The sequence below is a fragment of the Mesorhizobium sp. L-8-10 genome (genome assembly GCF_016756635.1).
Taxonomy (GTDB): Bacteria; Pseudomonadota; Alphaproteobacteria; order Rhizobiales; family Rhizobiaceae.
In genome coordinates, this window is sequence record NZ_AP023263.1 from 5,450,196 (window position 1) to 5,466,124 (window position 15,929).

Below are 15,929 nucleotides of genomic sequence, written 5' to 3' on the forward strand. Positions count from 1 at the left end.
ATCACCGGGACGCTTACGCGCCCCAGCGGCAAGCGGTGATCTTCGACACGGCCTGCAGATAGCGCATGTCGAAGTCGGCTTCCATGGACGCCTTGATGTAGGTCAAGTCGTTCTGGAAGGCCGACACCGCGGTGCCATTGGTGACAACGGTCGCCTCGGTGGAGACGTTGAAGGTGATGCCGAGGCCCTGGCCGAAGAGGACGTGGCCGAAAGCGACGAGCCAGATCTCGGTCTCGTCGGTCGTGGCGCCGCCGTTGGCCGGGTTCTGCGTGGTAACGAGAACCGGCTTGTTGCGCCAGGTCGGGTTGGCGTTCTGCAGCTCCGGATAGTACCGGTTGCCGTTGCCGTCGCGCATGTTCTGCAGGAAGATGAACACGCGCGGGTTCATCACCCACTTGGCACCCAGCATCGGCAGGTTGGCATTCATCATGCCCAGTTCGGCCGCGGCCGCATCGGCTTCGACCTGCGCCACCGTCGGCGCGGTGCCGCCCGTGGCAGCATTGCTCGTGACGCCGTTGATCTTGGTGATGCCGAGCGGGGTGTGCACGGTGCCCTCGCCGACATAGGCCGCACGATCGACCTCGACCGACACGACGTTCGCCATGTCCATCTCGACCCAGGCACGGACATCCGGCAGCGAGAAGCGGATGAGCTGGTTGGTGATCGGAACCAACGCATCGACGAACTTCGACGACATGTTGATTTCCTTGAAGGTCGGCTGCGACTTCGCAATTGCCTGCCCCTCACCGCGCCAGCCGGCCGTCGACGAAGACGCCGCGGCGGGCAGCTTGTAGTTGCCGCCGATCATCGGGACCATGCGCGGGCCACCCTGGATGAACGTGGTCATCGGGCGCAGGACGTCGACGATCTCGTTCGCCATGTTCTCGGGAACGAGCACGCCGCCGGCAGCCGCCGAGCCGGAATTCAGGGTGCGGGTACGGGCGAGATCGAATTCCCTCGCTACCGGGCCGTACCCAGATTCGTCGAGATAGCGCATGACGCTCTTGTGGCCGCCGGCCTTCTCCTCGAGCCAGGCCTTGGCCATCGCCGCGACCATCAGACCCACCTTTTCCGAGGTGGTGAGCTTGACTTCCGGGGCGGCCGGGGTGGTCTGGCCGACCGGCTGATGAGCCGGCTGGGCAGCGCGGGCGCGGACGTCCTCGGCCTTCTTGAGCGCCTCGATCTGCTTCTCGAGTTTCTCCATCTCGGCGGTCTTCGCTTCGATGGACTCGAGATGGGCGGCCTGCTCCGCATCCGGAACATTGTCCTTCTTCAGGAGCTCGTCGAGTTCCCCGGCGAGTTCCTTCAACCGGGCCTGCAGTTGTGCCAGATTCATAGCAATCTCCTATCGCTGGCATAAAAAAAGGCCGCCTTTTCGGCAGCCTGGTTGTCCCCCGGAGACCCGGTAGGGAATGCGTGATGGGTGGTGGCGTTAGGCCTTGATCAGGCCCTTCTCGATGAGTCGCTGACGGGTGCTTTCCGCTTTTGACTTCGCGGCGGCGATGACGTCCGCCGAGGGCGGTGTTGGCGGCACCGGCAGTTCCTGTTCGATCGATTTTCGACCGAACAGCTTCGCCAGTTTGGTGGAAACAGTGTCAATCAGCGCGTCGAGTGCGCTGACTTTTTCCTTGGCCTCATCGATGCCTTTGGTGTTGACTTCGACAGTGATGGACCCAGCGGAGACGGTCTTTTCGGCTTCGGCTCTCTTTTCAGACGCGGGAGCAGCCGTCTTACCCTCGTCTTCCGGATCGTCCATGCCTTCGCTATCGGCCGACTCCTCGCCAGATTCGTCATCCGGCTCATCCTCGTCCTCCGCCTTCGTGGTCAGGAGAAAGCGTTCGGCCTTGATGCCGCGGAACATGCCCTGCCATTCATCAGTCAGGAATTCGACGGCGAGCGCATGAACGCCCTTGAACTCGCCGTCGGCGACAATCCAACTGGCGATGATCTCACCAGTTGCCTTTGCCAGGACATCGAACGGCCAGTCCTTGTTTTCAGGATGATCGGGATTGGGCGTCACCTTGGCGCCGACGAACTTCTCCGCTTCAGCATTCGTGGCCGCCTTCAGTGTCATCTCGGCGACCGGCACGAACTTCGGAGCGGCCGGGGCCAGCGACTTGTCGACGATGAAAGTCGAGCGATTCACGCCGAGATCGAGATGCTTGGCCCGATACTCATCCATCGGGATGAGCAGACCTTCTGGGGTCTTCGCCCAGTTGTCGAGGATGTCCTCGAGAAGTTCCTTGGCGAGCCGCATATCGCCGTCGGCAGAACGGGCCAATGCATCGGCATTGGCAGGCACTGCACAGACCGAGCATTCGATGAGCTCGCTCTTGTTGAACTTCAGCCCGTAGGTCCACTGGCCCTCATCGTCGAGGATCATCTCGATCTCATCCCAGTCCGGGATGAAACCGATCGAGTTCGCACGGATGCCGCCGTTCTCGATCATCCAGGCGCACTCGTCGATTTCCTTGACCGGCCCACCAGGCGGCAGCATGACGAAGTCGCCCTCCAGCCGCGGCGGCCGACCTTTCAGGATCTTCTCCAGGTTGTCCCACTTAGCGACAGGCCAGGTGCGGGAGTTGTGAAACAGCAGCCCAACAGGATTACGCTCGAACTCTGTCGTGTCGAGGCCGGACGTCACGACGATGTCGCCGTAGCGATCGACACTCTGCGACGTCATGATGAAACGCGCAGAACGGCGCTCACCATCCCACGACGGAGGCGCCTTGAAGGCCTTCGCCACGGCCGAACCGCGCCCGGTGTCGCGGACATGATCTTTGCGAAGTGACCTCGCCTCGTCGGCGGAGATTTTTTTGAACTTCGCCATCTCGTTCTCCTCAGTTGCTGGACACCAGCCGAATTGACTTCGACTTGTCCGCGGGGGTGTTGTCGGATTCCGTCTCGTCCGCCTTTGGCTCACCAGACGACGCTGCAGACCCGCCGATCACGACGGTTCCGTCGCTGTCGACCACGTTCATGTTCACCGGAATCAGTCGATGTTCGCCCTGGCCGTGCGGCAGCGGATTGAAGCCCTGTGTCGCACGTGCCTCGTCAAAGGTGATGGCACCGCGCTCCAACAGAACCTTGATGCGCTCGGTCTCGCGCTGGGAGTCGCGTAGCGTCATCTCCTCGCGATCGAACTCGAAGAAATACCGCAGCCGGTCCTTGCGGCTGAGAAGCACTTTGGCGAACCGATGCTCGAACCTCTCGGCGCGCGGCACCAGCGTGTCGCCGACATACATCTTCTCGGCCGTCTCGAGGTTCTCGTACTTCGATCCGTCGAAATGGAAGACCTTATGCGGCGGGACGCGGAGAAGCCGGCAGGTCTGGTTGATCTGCTCGGCGAACTGCTTCGACAGTTCCATCTCTTCCGGATTGGACGAGGTCGGCTGGAACTCCATGTCGTCTTCGATAACGATCGGGTCGGTTCCTGCTTTGAAGCGCCGCATCAGCTCTTTCAGCTGCATCCGCAGGCGCTGGAAAGCGAGTTCATCGACTGCGCCGGCGCCCTTCTTGCGAAACACGCCGCGTATCTGGCCCTCCTCGCTGAAGAGCGAGTTGCGGAAGTCGTCCAGCGCCTCGCCGGTCTCAAGCACATCCTTGCCGGCCGTGAGCGTCGAGTAACCGTCCATGCCGTCGATCATGCGGCCGCGCACATGGATCATGTCGGCTTCAGCAAAGCGCTTCTGCGCCATGCCGAGCAACGCCTGCTCCTGCATTGTCGAGGCGGTCACCTCATAGAAGACGTCACGGCCTTCGATGTACGCACGGACTCGGCCGGTCTGGAAAGGAATCAGCTCCAGCGGATCCCCGAAGTTGTTGCGCAGCACGCCGGCATATGCGTTGGAGGTGTAGCACTCCCACAACACCATCATTTCCGAGAATTCGGGCCAGGTGTGCCGGCGGTTTGGTTCCATCGCGAGCATCGCCGCGATCTCGTGCCTCTCCGGCATGACCACCCTGGAAGTCCCGTTCGGCAGCCGTTCACGAAGCCGGAGCGTCGCCTTCGAGATGTCCTGGGCAATGACGTCGCAGCACAGGAGAAACGCTGCCTGCTTGATCGCGTTCTGGACGTCGTTCGATGCGATGTTCTTGTCGAGCCACGACGCGAACTCCGCCATCGTCATCGGTTCGCTGTGATCGCGCACCACGATGTCAGTCTGTGGGGTGTCATCCTGTTCCGACATTTTCTGCACCCACTATCTTGTCGTAACCGATGATCCCGCGGTGGACATACGGGTCCGTTGACGCCTCGGCGACTTCGCCTGCGGGCTTGGCTTCGGTCGGCTGCATGCGGCAGCCATTCGCGAAGCAGAGAGCGACAAACCCGTCGATCTTCCGAAGCGAGGCGTCCTTTTCCTTGCGCGGCATGATCGAGCCGTTGCCCTTGCGCTCGCCGTGCACGTTCTGGGCGTTCCAGGCCAGCACCGGGTTGCCGTCATGCCAGATCGTCTGCGCGGCGATGCGGCCGATGATGTCGTCCGTCGGCGCCGTCATCGTCTTCGCGTTGTTCGGATACACCATGACCGGCTTGTTGCCGTCCCAAAGGTGTTTCACGGTGTTGTGCGCCTGTGCCGGATCGCAGGCGATGACCTGGACGTCGAACATCTCGCAGAACACTTCGATGTCATTCCTGACTCGATCGTGGTCGGCCAGCGGGCCCGGGGTCAGAAAGAGGAAACCCTGATCTTCCCAAACAGAGAGATGGTCGACCAGCTCAGGGTTGAGCGCTGTCGGCGACTCTTGCGGCAGATAGAACTGTGCGAACGCGACCAGCTGTCCGGTCGGCAGTTCGAACAGAAGAACCACCGCGCACATGTCCAGAACCTGGGCCAAGTCGACGCCGATCCAGCACTTCATCCTGAAGAAGTCGGAAAGATCGAGCTTCCGCTTGCATGCCGCCCACGCCGCCGGCTCGATCAATGCCAGACCGGCATTCGTCCAGATATTGAACCGGGTGCGCGCCACCTCGCCGCGCTTGTCCGGCCGAAGCCGATATGCCTCGGTGACCGCGGCCCTCACAATCGACTTGTCGAGGCCGACCCCGTACATCGGGTTGGCCCGCCCGATCAAACTCTCGTCCGTGAGAAGTTTTTCCCAGTTGATCGCGTTGGTTTCGGGGTTTGTGTAGTCCTCCTTGTCGAGGGTGTAGATCGCGGCGAAGAACGTGTAGTCCTCGACCATCCCCTCCAGGATCATCTGCGCTTGGCTGAGCAGATCGAACGCCGGACCGTCGGCAGTGTGGCCGGCGGTAGTGATCATCCTCCGGAGTGCGTTCGGGCGGGCCCCGAAGGCCGAGTCGACGACCTTGTAGACCAGCGCGGCGCCGGCGTGGCCTTCTTCGAAGAGCGCCAGCGACGGGTTGAGACCGTCGATCCGGTCGCCCTGCTGGGTCAGTTTGAAGATGCGGCCGCCGCCTCGAGTGATCTCGTCCTGGGTGACGCGGATCCCGAACTCTTCCTTCAGCTCCTCGTCGTTGTTAAGCATTTTGACGATGTCGCCGTAGAGCGTATCGTCAGCCTGCCGCGATGAGTGCGCGGCGATCGGGATTTCCGGCGCTACCGACCCGGAGCAGCACAGCTCGAACAGCGCCGCGCGCGTGGCGCGGAGACTTTTGGCGTTCTTCCTGGGAATCAACTCCAGGGCAGTCTTCACCAAACGGGTGCCGTTCAGCCTGACCCGGAAACCATGGATGGCCGACTCCATCCAGATCTCAAACGGCTCAAGGATGATCCGGGGATCCGGATTGCCGTCCTCGTCGATCTGGTTCAGTTCCCAGTTGCCAGATTCGAAATGCTTCAGCTTCTCGCCGAATCGGCAATAGTCGACCAGGTGGACCGGCGAGTAGTAGAACTCGCATTTCGGATCCTCGGCCATCTCGAGCATGTCGAGATAACGCTGGGCAGCCTTGACCAGGAGCCGATTCGTCGGCAGTCGCCCCGAGGCAACCACCTCGGCATACAGCCTGGCGATGGCTGGATAGTCGGGGACGAGCTCGATCTCGCCGGTTTCAGAGTTCTCCAGTTCCAGTTGGCCGATGTGGCCGCAGTCGGATCGGTGAAGCCCGGTTATTGGAGAACCCGACCCCGTTGAACCGCTTTTTCTCGTTGGGGTTCGCGATCGGCGGCGCATCTTCGGCAATCTTCAGGCGGCGGCTCAGCGAGTCCATCGCATTGAGGAGCTGCTGGGGAACCATCTTCCCGGCCTCGAGCTTCGCGTGCATCTGCTGATGCATGACCGCATAGCGCTCGCAATCCTCTGCGACGATCTTCGTTAGCTTGCCCGACTCCAGGAGAAGCGTTGCGAACTCGACATACTTCGCCTTTCCAATTTCGTTGAGCGGCAGGCTCGGATCCGGCACCCTTGGCAGGAAGACGCCGGTGATGATCTTTTCGGCGGCGCGGGCATTGAAAACAGCCTCAGACTCAGCCGCTCGGAACGTGCCACGACGCTTCTTTTCTGTATCCGTCAGGCGGTTATGCCCGCCGCTTCCCTTGCCGCCCATTGCTGTTCTCCGCCGACCGCGGGCGGCCGTACAATTTCTCTCCGATCTGGCGCAGGAGCTCCTTCTCGGGCCAGCTCAAGCGATGGTCGTCGACCGAAACGACAAGGACTTTCTGGTCATGAAGTGCGTTGCGCTTGATCGCCTCGTAGTCGACCGATCGGGAAAGGTTCAGTGGCGATCTCATAGATTCCTTTCTGGGCCGGCGACGATCACGCCGCACTCGGAGCACTTCCACCCTGCCTCGGTCCGCTCCAGCCGCGGCGGCGCCTTCGGTGCCGGTGACACGAGGCAGGTGCAGTGGCTGGCTTGGCGGATGCGCTCCTGCTGCTGCATCTGCATCGCCGCGGCGCGGTCCGCCAGGGAGATGACTTGCGCCACGGCTACGCCGCCCAGCGCTCGAGCTCGGCGCGCCATTCCTCGGCATAGGCGCAGTTTTCGTATCCAGACATCGCCGGGGTGCCCTCGGTGAAGTGTACGATGTCCGGTTCGATCTCGGGATCAGAATGGCCGACGAGCCAGTTCCATGAGGCATCCAGTTCGCCGATGAGGCTGTCGTCGAGCCAGCAGAACGCGTGCAGATCTCGGCCAGGCACTGTGTTGATCAACTCCAACGTCAGTGCACGATTGGCCGGGTGGTCGATGTTGAAGGCCATGACGCTGGACCAGTTCTTGCGCGCGTAGCGGGTCTGCACCTGCCCGTCCATCTTGATCCCCTCCGGCGGGTTGTGATGGTGCTTGACCACCATTACCGCCTTGGACGGATCGCAAAGCTTGAACAGCCGCTCCAGGTTGGTGCGGACCAGCATGTCGCAGTCCATGAATAGCCCCCAGCCGCTGCCGGCCAGATGGGGCACAAGGAAGCGGCTCACGGCGAACTCGGTCGCCATAGGAGCCGCCGAGATGACGTCACACAGGCGGCCGTCTTTAACGCTCGTTGGGCGAGTGTACAGTCCGCGCGCGCGCATCTCAGAAAGGACGATTCCATGTACCGGGATCGGCGTGATGAGCCTTCTCAGAATCGAGTGCTTGGCGACGGCAAACGCCGACGCCTCGCGAGGATCGAAACCGATCCACACAGAATGCTTCACTGGTCTTTCCTTTTGCCCTTGTGGTGCAAGGTGTAATCGGCGAGCAGCGGCGACAGCGGCCAGACATGGCCCTTCGCGCCGGTCGAGTTGAGATTCCGCACCTTCAACTGCGGTTGGGTCGCGAGCGCGTGATCCCAGGCGAAGGCGGAATGCCATTCCCTCAGCTTGAAGACAGAGTCGTTGATGTAGAGATCGGCGAAGATCCGGAGGACGGCCCGGGTCTCAGGTCCGAGACGCATCGCGTAGAAACCGATTTCCGAATGCGTGCCGGGCCGCTGCAGGCACGCCACATCGGTGCCGGCGAGCAGGTCCTCGATCCAGCCCGCCGGCACCGGTTTCTTCGTCTCGGTATCGGCATCGAACCAGACGAAGATGTCGCCGTCCTGCATCCCCGAAAGGGCGGCGACTGGAGCCAAGGCCTGAGGCATCCACTTCACTGCATCGAAGCGCCACGCATAGCCGTTGGCATCGCGTTTCGCGCGCTCCGGCGGCTTCATCCCCCTCGCTGCGGAGTCCGTTCCCCAGCGAAGCAGGAACTCCTGATACCCTTGAAACCACTGCAGTCTGATGGTGCGGCCGCGGCGAAGCGGCAGATCACGGTCAGCGACGACCACGAGCTCGACGCCAGCTGGCCAGAAATCGGCAAACGAGCCTGCGAACCGCCGGCCATAGCGTTCCCATGCCGTTCCCCACATAAGGGAACAGACCCTGACTTTCATCCTGGTCGTCTCCGGCTACCGCAGCCCGCCGTGCATGCGGATAACCACACCGGTGATGTGGTCGGACTGGAAATAGAGCAGCGTCTTCGCCAACTGAGCGACCTCTCGCGCAAGCAGGAAGCGCTTCTTCGGATGTTCCTGCTTGCGGCGCTCAAGATTCTCGACGTCGGTCCGGCGAAGCGTCATTCCGGCGTCTTCAATGATCCCTGGCGATATCCCGACGATCTGTTGCCCGGGCGTGCGCAACTCTTTCGTCTCGATGTAGCCGTGAAGCTTGGCCTTCGCCGCGGCGTAGTTCTCGTCAAATGATCCGCGATATCCGCTCTCCGAGCCGATGATGCAGATCCTTGCGAAGTCAGTCGTCTCGATGATGCGATCGCACGCGCACGCGATTGAATGGAAGTTCACTTCCAGGCCTTCAGCGATCTCCGCATCGGTCTGGTCGGCAATCCGCTTCGGCCTCAGCAAACCGTGGCAGAAGAAATACCGCTCGGCCGTAACCGGGAAATTCGGCTCGAGCGGCTTCCCATGAATGACGACCTCTTTGGTCGGCAGGATCTGTCGGAACTCTTCCGTAATCCGGCTCTGCCAGCCGGTGATGACGATGGTCATTTCAGCAGCCGATACATGATGACCGCCGGCCAAAAGATCGGCCAGAACGACATCAACCAAACGTCAGCTAATTTGCTGCCCATATAGGAGCGACCATCACAAAGAAGGCCCATCACCGTCCATGACACAAAGAATCCGACCAGCCAGATTGCTTCGATCACGCGATCATTCCCTTGACCACCTTCTCGGCGGCCAGGACAGCATCGATCTTGCCGGCCCGGATGCGCAGCGCGCGTTCGCCGACGCGGGCGACGTCGACCAGGCGCGTGTCGGCGCCGGACAGCGGCATCGCCCGGATCGAAAGCCGGTAGTCGGCTATCTCGTATAGATCGCGGACAGCAGGATAGAAGCCAGCCATGTCGCCGAGCATGAATTGAGCTTGGCGCTCGATCTCCGCGGCCGACAGGCCATTGAGCAGTGCACGGGCTTCCGCCCAGGTCTTGCAGGTCTTCGAAAACGGTGTCCACCGCGCTGACGACAGACTTGAGAGCCCCAACCCTTCGTTCCAGACGTACAAACTCGGAAATGGCCCATCGACAATGGTCACCGATTTGTCGGTCGGGCCCTTTAGCAGCACCACCAAGCACGGTTCATATCGATCAACGCCGGCGCTGTCATTGGCGCAGAACGAGCAGTCGATCGTCATATCGTAGGCGGGGTGGTCAACCTCGCCGATTGGCGTGTTGAACTTGATTGCGCCGTCGAGAACTTCCGAGAAGTAGGCTCGCGCATCATCGACCACGATGTGGCGCTCGCCAAGCATCACGCCGCCCTCGACATAGGCCAACCCGAATTCCGTCGGGTCGTAAAGAGTGATGAACTCGACTTGGTCCCGCAGAACCCTTTTGTAGGTGCCGAAGTCGATCAGGCTGTGATCCTTGGCCACTGCGTAGATATTGACCGGAATCGCCCTGGTGAATCGTCCGTACCGTGCCAGAAATTCCGCCTGATGCTCTTGGCACGCCTGCTGCGTCACAAACGACCGCGGATAGTGCGGAGCCCCAAGATGAAGTCTCGCCGGGATGTTTCCGGACGCCCCACCGAAGATGCGGTTGCCAACTTCGTGAACCTCAACGTCATGGCCGTCGGCCAGAAGTGCAGTAGAAAGGTGACAGCCGAACCAGCCGGCGCCGAGAACGCGGATTCTCATACGTTGCCTGTGTCGTAGACGGCGCGGATGATGAGCCCTGGCCGCTCAAACTTCGTCAGCTTGCCCGCCCACCACTCGGGAGGTCTGACCGTGAGATGCGCGTCGCGGCCGTCGGGCAGCAGTTTCTTCGACGGCCGGCAGGCGATGGCCAGGAAGACGAACGATTTTCCCAGATCACACTCGGGGCGGACCAGAACGGACGAAAAGATGTCGTCCAGGATGCCGTCGACGTCCGGCTCATCGATGTGCTCGAGAACGTCGGTGCTGATCACGCCATCGAAGAGGCCTTCCGGCTTTTCCGACAGCTGACGGACGCCGACGTCATAGCAGTACGGCAGCAGGCCGCCCCATGCCTCGTGCGCGCGGCGCGCAAGATACTGGTAGCCCTTGCCGGAGCCGTAGTCGAGCAGCCTGGTCGGCCGGCATTCCTTCACGAGCTCGGCGATCGCCTCGACATGGTTCTTGATCGAATTCCCGGCGAACAGCTTCGGCCACTGCTCATGCATCTGGCCATAGACCTTGGCGTAGTCCATCAGCGACCGATGATCTCCCTCGCGACGGTTTTCGCCCCGTCAGCGGCGATCGTGCGCGCCGCGAAGTGCAGCTCGACTCCAGAGCGATGGTTGGCGCGCAGGATTTCCCGCCACCGGTCTGCCGACCACCCGGACGGCATCTCCGCCGGCGACCGGAACACCTTCTTCTTCACCGGACCAAGCTTCTCGGCGACATAGACCGCCTTGTTGGCCAGGCTGTGCAGCCGTCCAATGACCCACGGCAGGTCGCCGATTGGAATCGCGCCCAGGGTGTGGGTGCAGATCACGATGTCGAACTTGCCGGTCGGCTCCTTCGCGAAGGGCGGGAACGCCGGATCGTACATGGTGATCGGGATGCCCCAGAACTTTCCGATCGTCATCCCTACCGGGATCGAGCCGATCGGATCGTTATTCTGCCACTCGTATTGGACGCCCTTGCCGCAGCCATAGTCGAGGATCGACGCGCAGCCGAGGCGGTCGATGATCTCCTTGATGAAAGGAGCGTGCGGCCGCAGCAGGCTGCCGGAGAACGTCTTGCTCGCCGCGTGGTGACGCCGGCTGTCCTCGAGAGCCTCGAAATATTGCGACGTCGGCCCCATGTCAGAACAGCCAAGCCCCGAGCCCGAAGGCGATCGCAAAAATCACCACCGCCGCGATGACCGCGCCCCACGCCAGGATGCGAAGGGCGTCGTCGAAGATGCTACCCATGTTGCGCCTACCCGTAGATCAGAGGGCGGATGACGTTCCATGCCTCGCCTGAGGCAAACTCGTTCAACTTCCATTGCTGATAGGCCAGATTCCAGAGCCATTGCCGGCGACTGGACTCGTCAACCATGAGCGGATGCTCGATCTCTGCGATCTCGGTCTTCGAGATCGGTTTCGCGACCGCGTCGCCAAGGATGACGCACGGGATACCGGCCAAGACAGCCTCAAAGCAGGCGTTCGATCCGTGCGTGACCAAGACATGGGCGCCGTCGAGCACGTCGAGAAGCGACTCCTTGCCCTTCGAGAACAGCGCACCCTTGACGGGGATGGCCTCTTTCCAGCTCGGCTTCGGCCGATAGACGATCGGACGGCCACCGGTGGCCTGGTTGAGCCTCTTGATCAGCCTCCTGACGTAGGTCGTCGGATCGGCGATGCCGTAGAAGTCGTGATACTTCGCCGAAGAGCCGGCGATCACGACATGCTCGCCAGCGGACCGCCACGGCTTCGGCTCGAGCCTGAGCATGTCGAAGCGATCACTCGGCCGCTGCGTCTTCATGAGGTAGCGGGTCGGGTGGTGAGCGTCGACCGCCACTCGCCAGTATTCCCAGACATGCACCGGTCCCGGGCCGCCGTGACGGACGTACCCCTTATCGAGCATCACGGTGTGGACGCCGGCATTCCAGTTCGCCTGAAACAGCTCCTTGCTCTTCACACCAACCATGACGGCCACTTCGCAGTCGTCTGCGACTTGCGGTTCGCCGGTCAGGTTGCGGACAACCGCCTCGTCTCCGTGCTCTATGACACCGCGGGCGAAAGCGTCGGCGAGCAACCCCTCGCGTGGCTTTTCGGAGCGGAAGAAGCAGACTTTCATATCAACCCTTCCGACTTCAGCGTCCGCCACGCGACGCCGTCGCGCATCTCCTGGACGTTGAACTGACAGTGCGCCAGGCTATTCGCCCACTCGCGCCGCCCATCCGGCTTCCGTGGCTGCTCGATCTTCTGCAGGTCAGTCTCAGACAGCGGTAACCCGGCGCCCTCGACACAGAAATTCGGCACGCCTGCCAGAAACCCGTCGACGCAGACGTTCGAATGGTGGCTGACGATGGCATGGCAGTCGGCCAACACCGTCGAAACGTCCTCCTTCGACCGCGCGAAGATGGATCCCGGAATCGGCGATGCCCCGTGCCACGACGGCTTCGGCCGATAGAGAATCGGGCGGTCGGTAACCCCGCGCAGGCTCCTGATCGCCCAGGTTTCCCATTCCTGAGGCTTGAAACCGTCCGCCCTGGCTCCCTTGTCGCTGGTTCCGCACACCAGAATGTGTTTTCCGTCGCGCCACGGCTTAAAATCGAAGCCAAATCGGGCGGCGCGGCGGTCGTCATGCCGCTTTGCCTGGAAATAGGCCGTCGGATGCCGGCTGTTCACCGAGACCTTGTGGAACCCGGCGAACTTTCCGCCGTCTGTGCGCCCGAAATAGCCGAGATCGACGAAAACCACCGTCCTGTCGTGCTCACGATAGGACCGAAAGACTTTCTGCAACTGGTCGTCATAGCCGTAGAAGACCGCGATCTCGGCCTCCGGTGCGCGAAAAAAGCGCGATTCGATGACCTTGACCGTGTCCCCGCACCGTTTGATGCCATCCGACATCGCCGAGGCGATTAGCGTCGACCGCTTGTGCCCGGCGATGTGGTAGACGGCTACTTCAGAAGCCATGCAAACGGCTCTCCGGACTCGATCTCGTCGACTGTCCACTGTGCCCACGCCAAGCGCCGCAGCATCGGCAGACGATCACCGACAAACGGGCTCTCAATATCTGAGATGCCGAATTTCGCCGCCGGCGCGCCGATCCAGCTCGGCATTTCATGAAACATCGGCACGCCAGCGATCAGCGCCTTGATGCCGGCGCCACTCGCCCAGGTCACGGCCGCCCATGCATTCTTCAGGTCTTCGAAAGGATCGGTCCTTTCGCGACCCGGATGCGGCCGCACTCTCACCGGGCGGCAAGTGACGGCGCGAATCCTGCGCACGACGTCGCCTGTCCAGTCTTTCGGCATGGTAACGCCTGGCTCGCCGATGCCGCGCTGCGGTAGGATGACGATCTCCTCGCCGCCGTTGCGCCATGGTGCAAGGTCAATGCCCAGCTGCGCCCAGCGATCGGCAGGCCCTTCCTTCCATGTCCCTGCGCCGAGATGGTGGCCAAGCGCCAGCGCGTAGAGTTGATGGCCGCGCCGATCCTTCCCGATGAAGCCGTTTTCCGCCACGAGCACCCGGGCGCCTGCGGCTTCGTAGCGCCGCGCATGCATGTCGTTGCTCAGCGATCGATTCCAGATCAGCAGCACATCGTGCGGCGCAGGCGACTGCTTGGGCGGATGCCCTGTGAGATAGCCGAGCCGCTCGAGCCCGCGATGAAAAGCGTCCTTCCGGTAGTGCGGAGACGGATGGAACGTGTCTGACGCTACAGGATTTCCCATCCGTCGGTGTCCAGACTGACCCTCGGCAGCCAATCGATCGTCGATCTGATCGTCGCGTTCACGCAGCGGATGCCGCGGCCGGCGAGCTCGTCGGTGAGCTCGCGCATATGCTTGCGCCAGTTCTGGACGTTGCTGTGCTTGTCCATCTCGCCCTTGTGCGGGCCGAACCAGTGCAACCGGGCGCCGTCGTCGCTGTAGTCGTATCCGACGAGGATGATCGTCCTTGCGCCGAGCTTCGCCGCCAAGTGTACGGCCTGATAGCCGCCGTTCCCGCCGGACCGGATGCACCCGGGAGCGTCGTCGAAGCCGCCGACGCCGGTGTTCTTCAGCGTGCGGACGTCGTGGTAGCCGGTGATCTCGAGCGACGTCTTGACGCCTTTGAAGGCGGGAACTCCGCCATGAAGGTCGTGCCACTTACGATCGCAAGCATGCAACAGATCGGCGAACCAGCAGGGATAGATCGCATCGTTGATCGCGATCACTCGGATCTTATCCCGAGCCCTGGCGATCCCGATTTGGCGGACCTGCGACAGCGTCAGCGATGGGCCGCCGGCGACGATCACCATCGGCCGGTCGCCAAATGGTGCGATCGGCACGCAGTTGTCGATGATCAAGCGTCAGAACCCGCGCGGCGGAACGAACAGGCAGATGGTGCGGCCGTCGTTCGCGCCGGCGACGCTGCACCAGTGGAATTCCCCGTCCGGACTTTTCCTGATCCTGCTGTCCGTCATCGCGACCACCTCGCCGGTCCCGACGATCACGAAGCCCTCTGGCCGCTCGAGCACCGCACTCTTCTCGACCGGACGGCAGTCGTAGCCGGAACAGCAGGAGAAGGGGTACGACCAGCCCTCCGGCTGTGCCGCCGTCGGAAGCGCGTTATGCGCGTGCGCTGAGGTCGCCGAGAAGAACAGCCATAGGCCCACTGCAAATGCAGCCAGCAAGACAGTCACCAAGACCAACACCGAGGCGAGCACCTGCCAAGCCTTTGGCTCGCGGACGAACTCGCCGTCCTCGTAAGGATCATACTCGATCATCGTGATGCTCCCGGCCTGGCCGCGGAACACTCTCCACGACCTTGTACGGCAGGCGAAGAAGGGCCGCGATGGCCGTGTTCCCCAGTCCCTTCGCCTTCAGCCTGGCGACTTCCGCGTTCGACGGTGTGTAGAAGGCAGGCGGGGTGGGCGGATCAGGATCCACTGGATTCGACTGCGGAACTTCAGCTGGCGGTCGGCCCGGTCCGCGGATGACACCGGCCTTCCTCGCCAGGATGCTGATAGCTGACGAAGACACGCCTAAGCGTTCTGCGATGTTCTTTACTTTTTCGCCGGCGACGTAGCGTTTGACTGCCTCGCGTCGCTGATCACCGCTCATCAGCCGCCGGCGGATCTTTCCCATAGATCAAGGTCCGGACGAACCAGGACTACACCAGCGCGATCTCAACCCGTCCGTGGACGACTTCGGTGAGTATCTCTTCGGTCGCTCGATTGAACGCCACATTGCCTTGCTCGGTAATGACGTGCCGTTTCACCCAACCCTGGCGAGCGTCAGCCGTGAGGCAATACTGCTGCTCCACGCCGTCGAGGTACACCTTGATCCTCTTCCCATCGCCGCAAGCCATCGCGTAGGCGCGCTCGCCGGGGTCGCCAGTTTCCGTAGAAACCCGTTCATACCCTTCTGGAGCGCTGTTCGCTTGGACGGCCGCGCCAGTGACTGCAATCGGCGCCACCGCAGCGCCGCGAAGGAAGGAACGACGATCCATGAAGTTCTCCACTGCCCGGCAGCCCCGATTCCCGAATGACATGCCTTTATCGCCCCCTTCGGCGGTTCTCAGCCACGATCGAAGGGCAACTCCTGCGCCGGGCTGGCAGGATCGGAAACGGGGGGCGAAGACTCAGATGATCAGCGATTTTGGCGCGATGGCGAGAGCAGAACACGGCGGTGGCCGACCGGCGTGTCCCTCCTGGATTTGCAACGTTGACCCCAGCCGAACAGGGGTGCGTATCCAGCTCTTGCTGCGTTAGTGGGGGCGCGGCCTGTCTAACTCACCCGCCTCCCTCGCCTCGCATTCCGGTCCCCTGCGGGGGAGGGTCATAGCAACCGGCTGATCAGACCGGCCCCATCGCCTCCCCCTTCTCTCAGGGTG

21 protein-coding genes are annotated in these 15,929 nt (G+C 62.1%); all 21 read right to left on the bottom strand.

Annotated features, from left to right (window positions below; genetic code table 11):
• Positions 1 to 13: 13 nt before the first annotated feature.
• Complete coding sequence (locus JN280_RS25285; RefSeq protein ID WP_202306416.1) at positions 14 to 1,336, bottom strand: phage major capsid protein; 1,323 nt, start codon at positions 1,334 to 1,336, stop codon at positions 14 to 16.
• Between the two features lie 96 nt (positions 1,337 to 1,432).
• A complete protein-coding gene (locus tag JN280_RS25290) occupies positions 1,433 to 2,830 on the bottom strand; it encodes a hypothetical protein (RefSeq protein ID WP_202306417.1) in 1,398 nt (465 codons plus the stop codon).
• Positions 2,831 to 2,840: 10 nt separating this feature from the next.
• Positions 2,841 to 4,190 (bottom strand): phage portal protein, encoded by a 1,350-nt coding sequence (locus JN280_RS25295; RefSeq protein WP_202306418.1) that lies wholly within the window; start codon positions 4,188 to 4,190, stop codon positions 2,841 to 2,843.
• Positions 4,174 to 5,889, bottom strand: a complete 1,716-nt coding sequence (locus JN280_RS25300) for a terminase TerL endonuclease subunit (protein WP_342216201.1) — start codon at positions 5,887 to 5,889, stop codon at positions 4,174 to 4,176. Before JN280_RS25300 ends, JN280_RS25295 begins: the two co-directional genes overlap by 17 nt.
• 124 nt (positions 5,890 to 6,013) lie before the next feature.
• On the bottom strand, positions 6,014 to 6,508 hold the full coding sequence (locus JN280_RS39580; RefSeq protein WP_244742042.1) for a hypothetical protein: 495 nt from the start codon (positions 6,506 to 6,508) through the stop codon (positions 6,014 to 6,016).
• Complete coding sequence (locus JN280_RS25305) at positions 6,480 to 6,692, bottom strand: hypothetical protein (protein ID WP_202306420.1); 213 nt, start codon at positions 6,690 to 6,692, stop codon at positions 6,480 to 6,482. The genes JN280_RS39580 and JN280_RS25305 overlap by 29 nt, the downstream gene beginning before the upstream one ends.
• Positions 6,689 to 6,886: a hypothetical protein gene (locus tag JN280_RS25310; protein ID WP_202306421.1), complete on the bottom strand. Its 198-nt coding sequence runs from the start codon at positions 6,884 to 6,886 to the stop codon at positions 6,689 to 6,691. Before JN280_RS25310 ends, JN280_RS25305 begins: the two co-directional genes overlap by 4 nt.
• A 2-nt stretch (positions 6,887 to 6,888) precedes the next feature.
• A complete protein-coding gene (locus tag JN280_RS25315; RefSeq protein WP_202306423.1) occupies positions 6,889 to 7,596 on the bottom strand; it encodes a hypothetical protein in 708 nt (235 codons plus the stop codon).
• The gene (locus tag JN280_RS25320; RefSeq protein ID WP_202306425.1) at positions 7,593 to 8,315 is read right to left on the bottom strand and encodes a hypothetical protein; all 723 of its coding nucleotides are present in this window, start codon (positions 8,313 to 8,315) and stop codon (positions 7,593 to 7,595) included. Before JN280_RS25320 ends, JN280_RS25315 begins: the two co-directional genes overlap by 4 nt.
• Before the next feature lie 15 nt (positions 8,316 to 8,330).
• Complete coding sequence (locus JN280_RS25325) at positions 8,331 to 8,927, bottom strand: SDR family NAD(P)-dependent oxidoreductase (RefSeq protein WP_202306426.1); 597 nt, start codon at positions 8,925 to 8,927, stop codon at positions 8,331 to 8,333.
• Positions 8,924 to 9,088 (bottom strand): hypothetical protein, encoded by a 165-nt coding sequence (locus JN280_RS25330; RefSeq protein ID WP_202306428.1) that lies wholly within the window; start codon positions 9,086 to 9,088, stop codon positions 8,924 to 8,926. Before JN280_RS25330 ends, JN280_RS25325 begins: the two co-directional genes overlap by 4 nt.
• Positions 9,085 to 10,077: a hypothetical protein gene (locus tag JN280_RS25335; RefSeq protein ID WP_202306430.1), complete on the bottom strand. Its 993-nt coding sequence runs from the start codon at positions 10,075 to 10,077 to the stop codon at positions 9,085 to 9,087. Before JN280_RS25335 ends, JN280_RS25330 begins: the two co-directional genes overlap by 4 nt.
• Positions 10,074 to 10,610 carry a class I SAM-dependent methyltransferase gene (locus JN280_RS25340; protein ID WP_202306432.1) on the bottom strand — a complete coding sequence of 179 codons (537 nt, stop codon included), beginning with the start codon at positions 10,608 to 10,610 and terminating at the stop codon, positions 10,074 to 10,076. The genes JN280_RS25335 and JN280_RS25340 overlap by 4 nt, the downstream gene beginning before the upstream one ends.
• Positions 10,610 to 11,209 (bottom strand): methyltransferase domain-containing protein, encoded by a 600-nt coding sequence (locus tag JN280_RS25345; protein ID WP_202306434.1) that lies wholly within the window; start codon positions 11,207 to 11,209, stop codon positions 10,610 to 10,612. The genes JN280_RS25340 and JN280_RS25345 overlap by 1 nt, the downstream gene beginning before the upstream one ends.
• A gap of 116 nt (positions 11,210 to 11,325) precedes the next feature.
• Positions 11,326 to 12,186: a hypothetical protein gene (locus tag JN280_RS25350; protein WP_202306436.1), complete on the bottom strand. Its 861-nt coding sequence runs from the start codon at positions 12,184 to 12,186 to the stop codon at positions 11,326 to 11,328.
• Complete coding sequence (locus JN280_RS25355) at positions 12,183 to 13,076, bottom strand: hypothetical protein (RefSeq protein ID WP_202306438.1); 894 nt, start codon at positions 13,074 to 13,076, stop codon at positions 12,183 to 12,185. Before JN280_RS25355 ends, JN280_RS25350 begins: the two co-directional genes overlap by 4 nt.
• Entirely contained in the window at positions 13,013 to 13,786 is a 774-nt protein-coding gene (locus tag JN280_RS25360; protein ID WP_202306439.1) for a hypothetical protein, read from the bottom strand. The genes JN280_RS25355 and JN280_RS25360 overlap by 64 nt, the downstream gene beginning before the upstream one ends.
• Positions 13,771 to 14,400, bottom strand: coding sequence for a hypothetical protein (locus JN280_RS25365; protein ID WP_202306440.1), 630 nt, complete (start codon positions 14,398 to 14,400; stop codon positions 13,771 to 13,773). The genes JN280_RS25360 and JN280_RS25365 overlap by 16 nt, the downstream gene beginning before the upstream one ends.
• A 3-nt stretch (positions 14,401 to 14,403) precedes the next feature.
• Entirely contained in the window at positions 14,404 to 14,820 is a 417-nt protein-coding gene (locus JN280_RS25370; protein WP_244742046.1) for a hypothetical protein, read from the bottom strand.
• Positions 14,807 to 15,181, bottom strand: coding sequence for a hypothetical protein (locus JN280_RS25375; protein WP_202306442.1), 375 nt, complete (start codon positions 15,179 to 15,181; stop codon positions 14,807 to 14,809). Before JN280_RS25375 ends, JN280_RS25370 begins: the two co-directional genes overlap by 14 nt.
• Positions 15,182 to 15,206: 25 nt before the next feature.
• Complete coding sequence (locus JN280_RS25380) at positions 15,207 to 15,545, bottom strand: twin-arginine translocation signal domain-containing protein (protein ID WP_202306444.1); 339 nt, start codon at positions 15,543 to 15,545, stop codon at positions 15,207 to 15,209.
• Between the last annotated feature and the right edge of the window lie 384 nt (positions 15,546 to 15,929).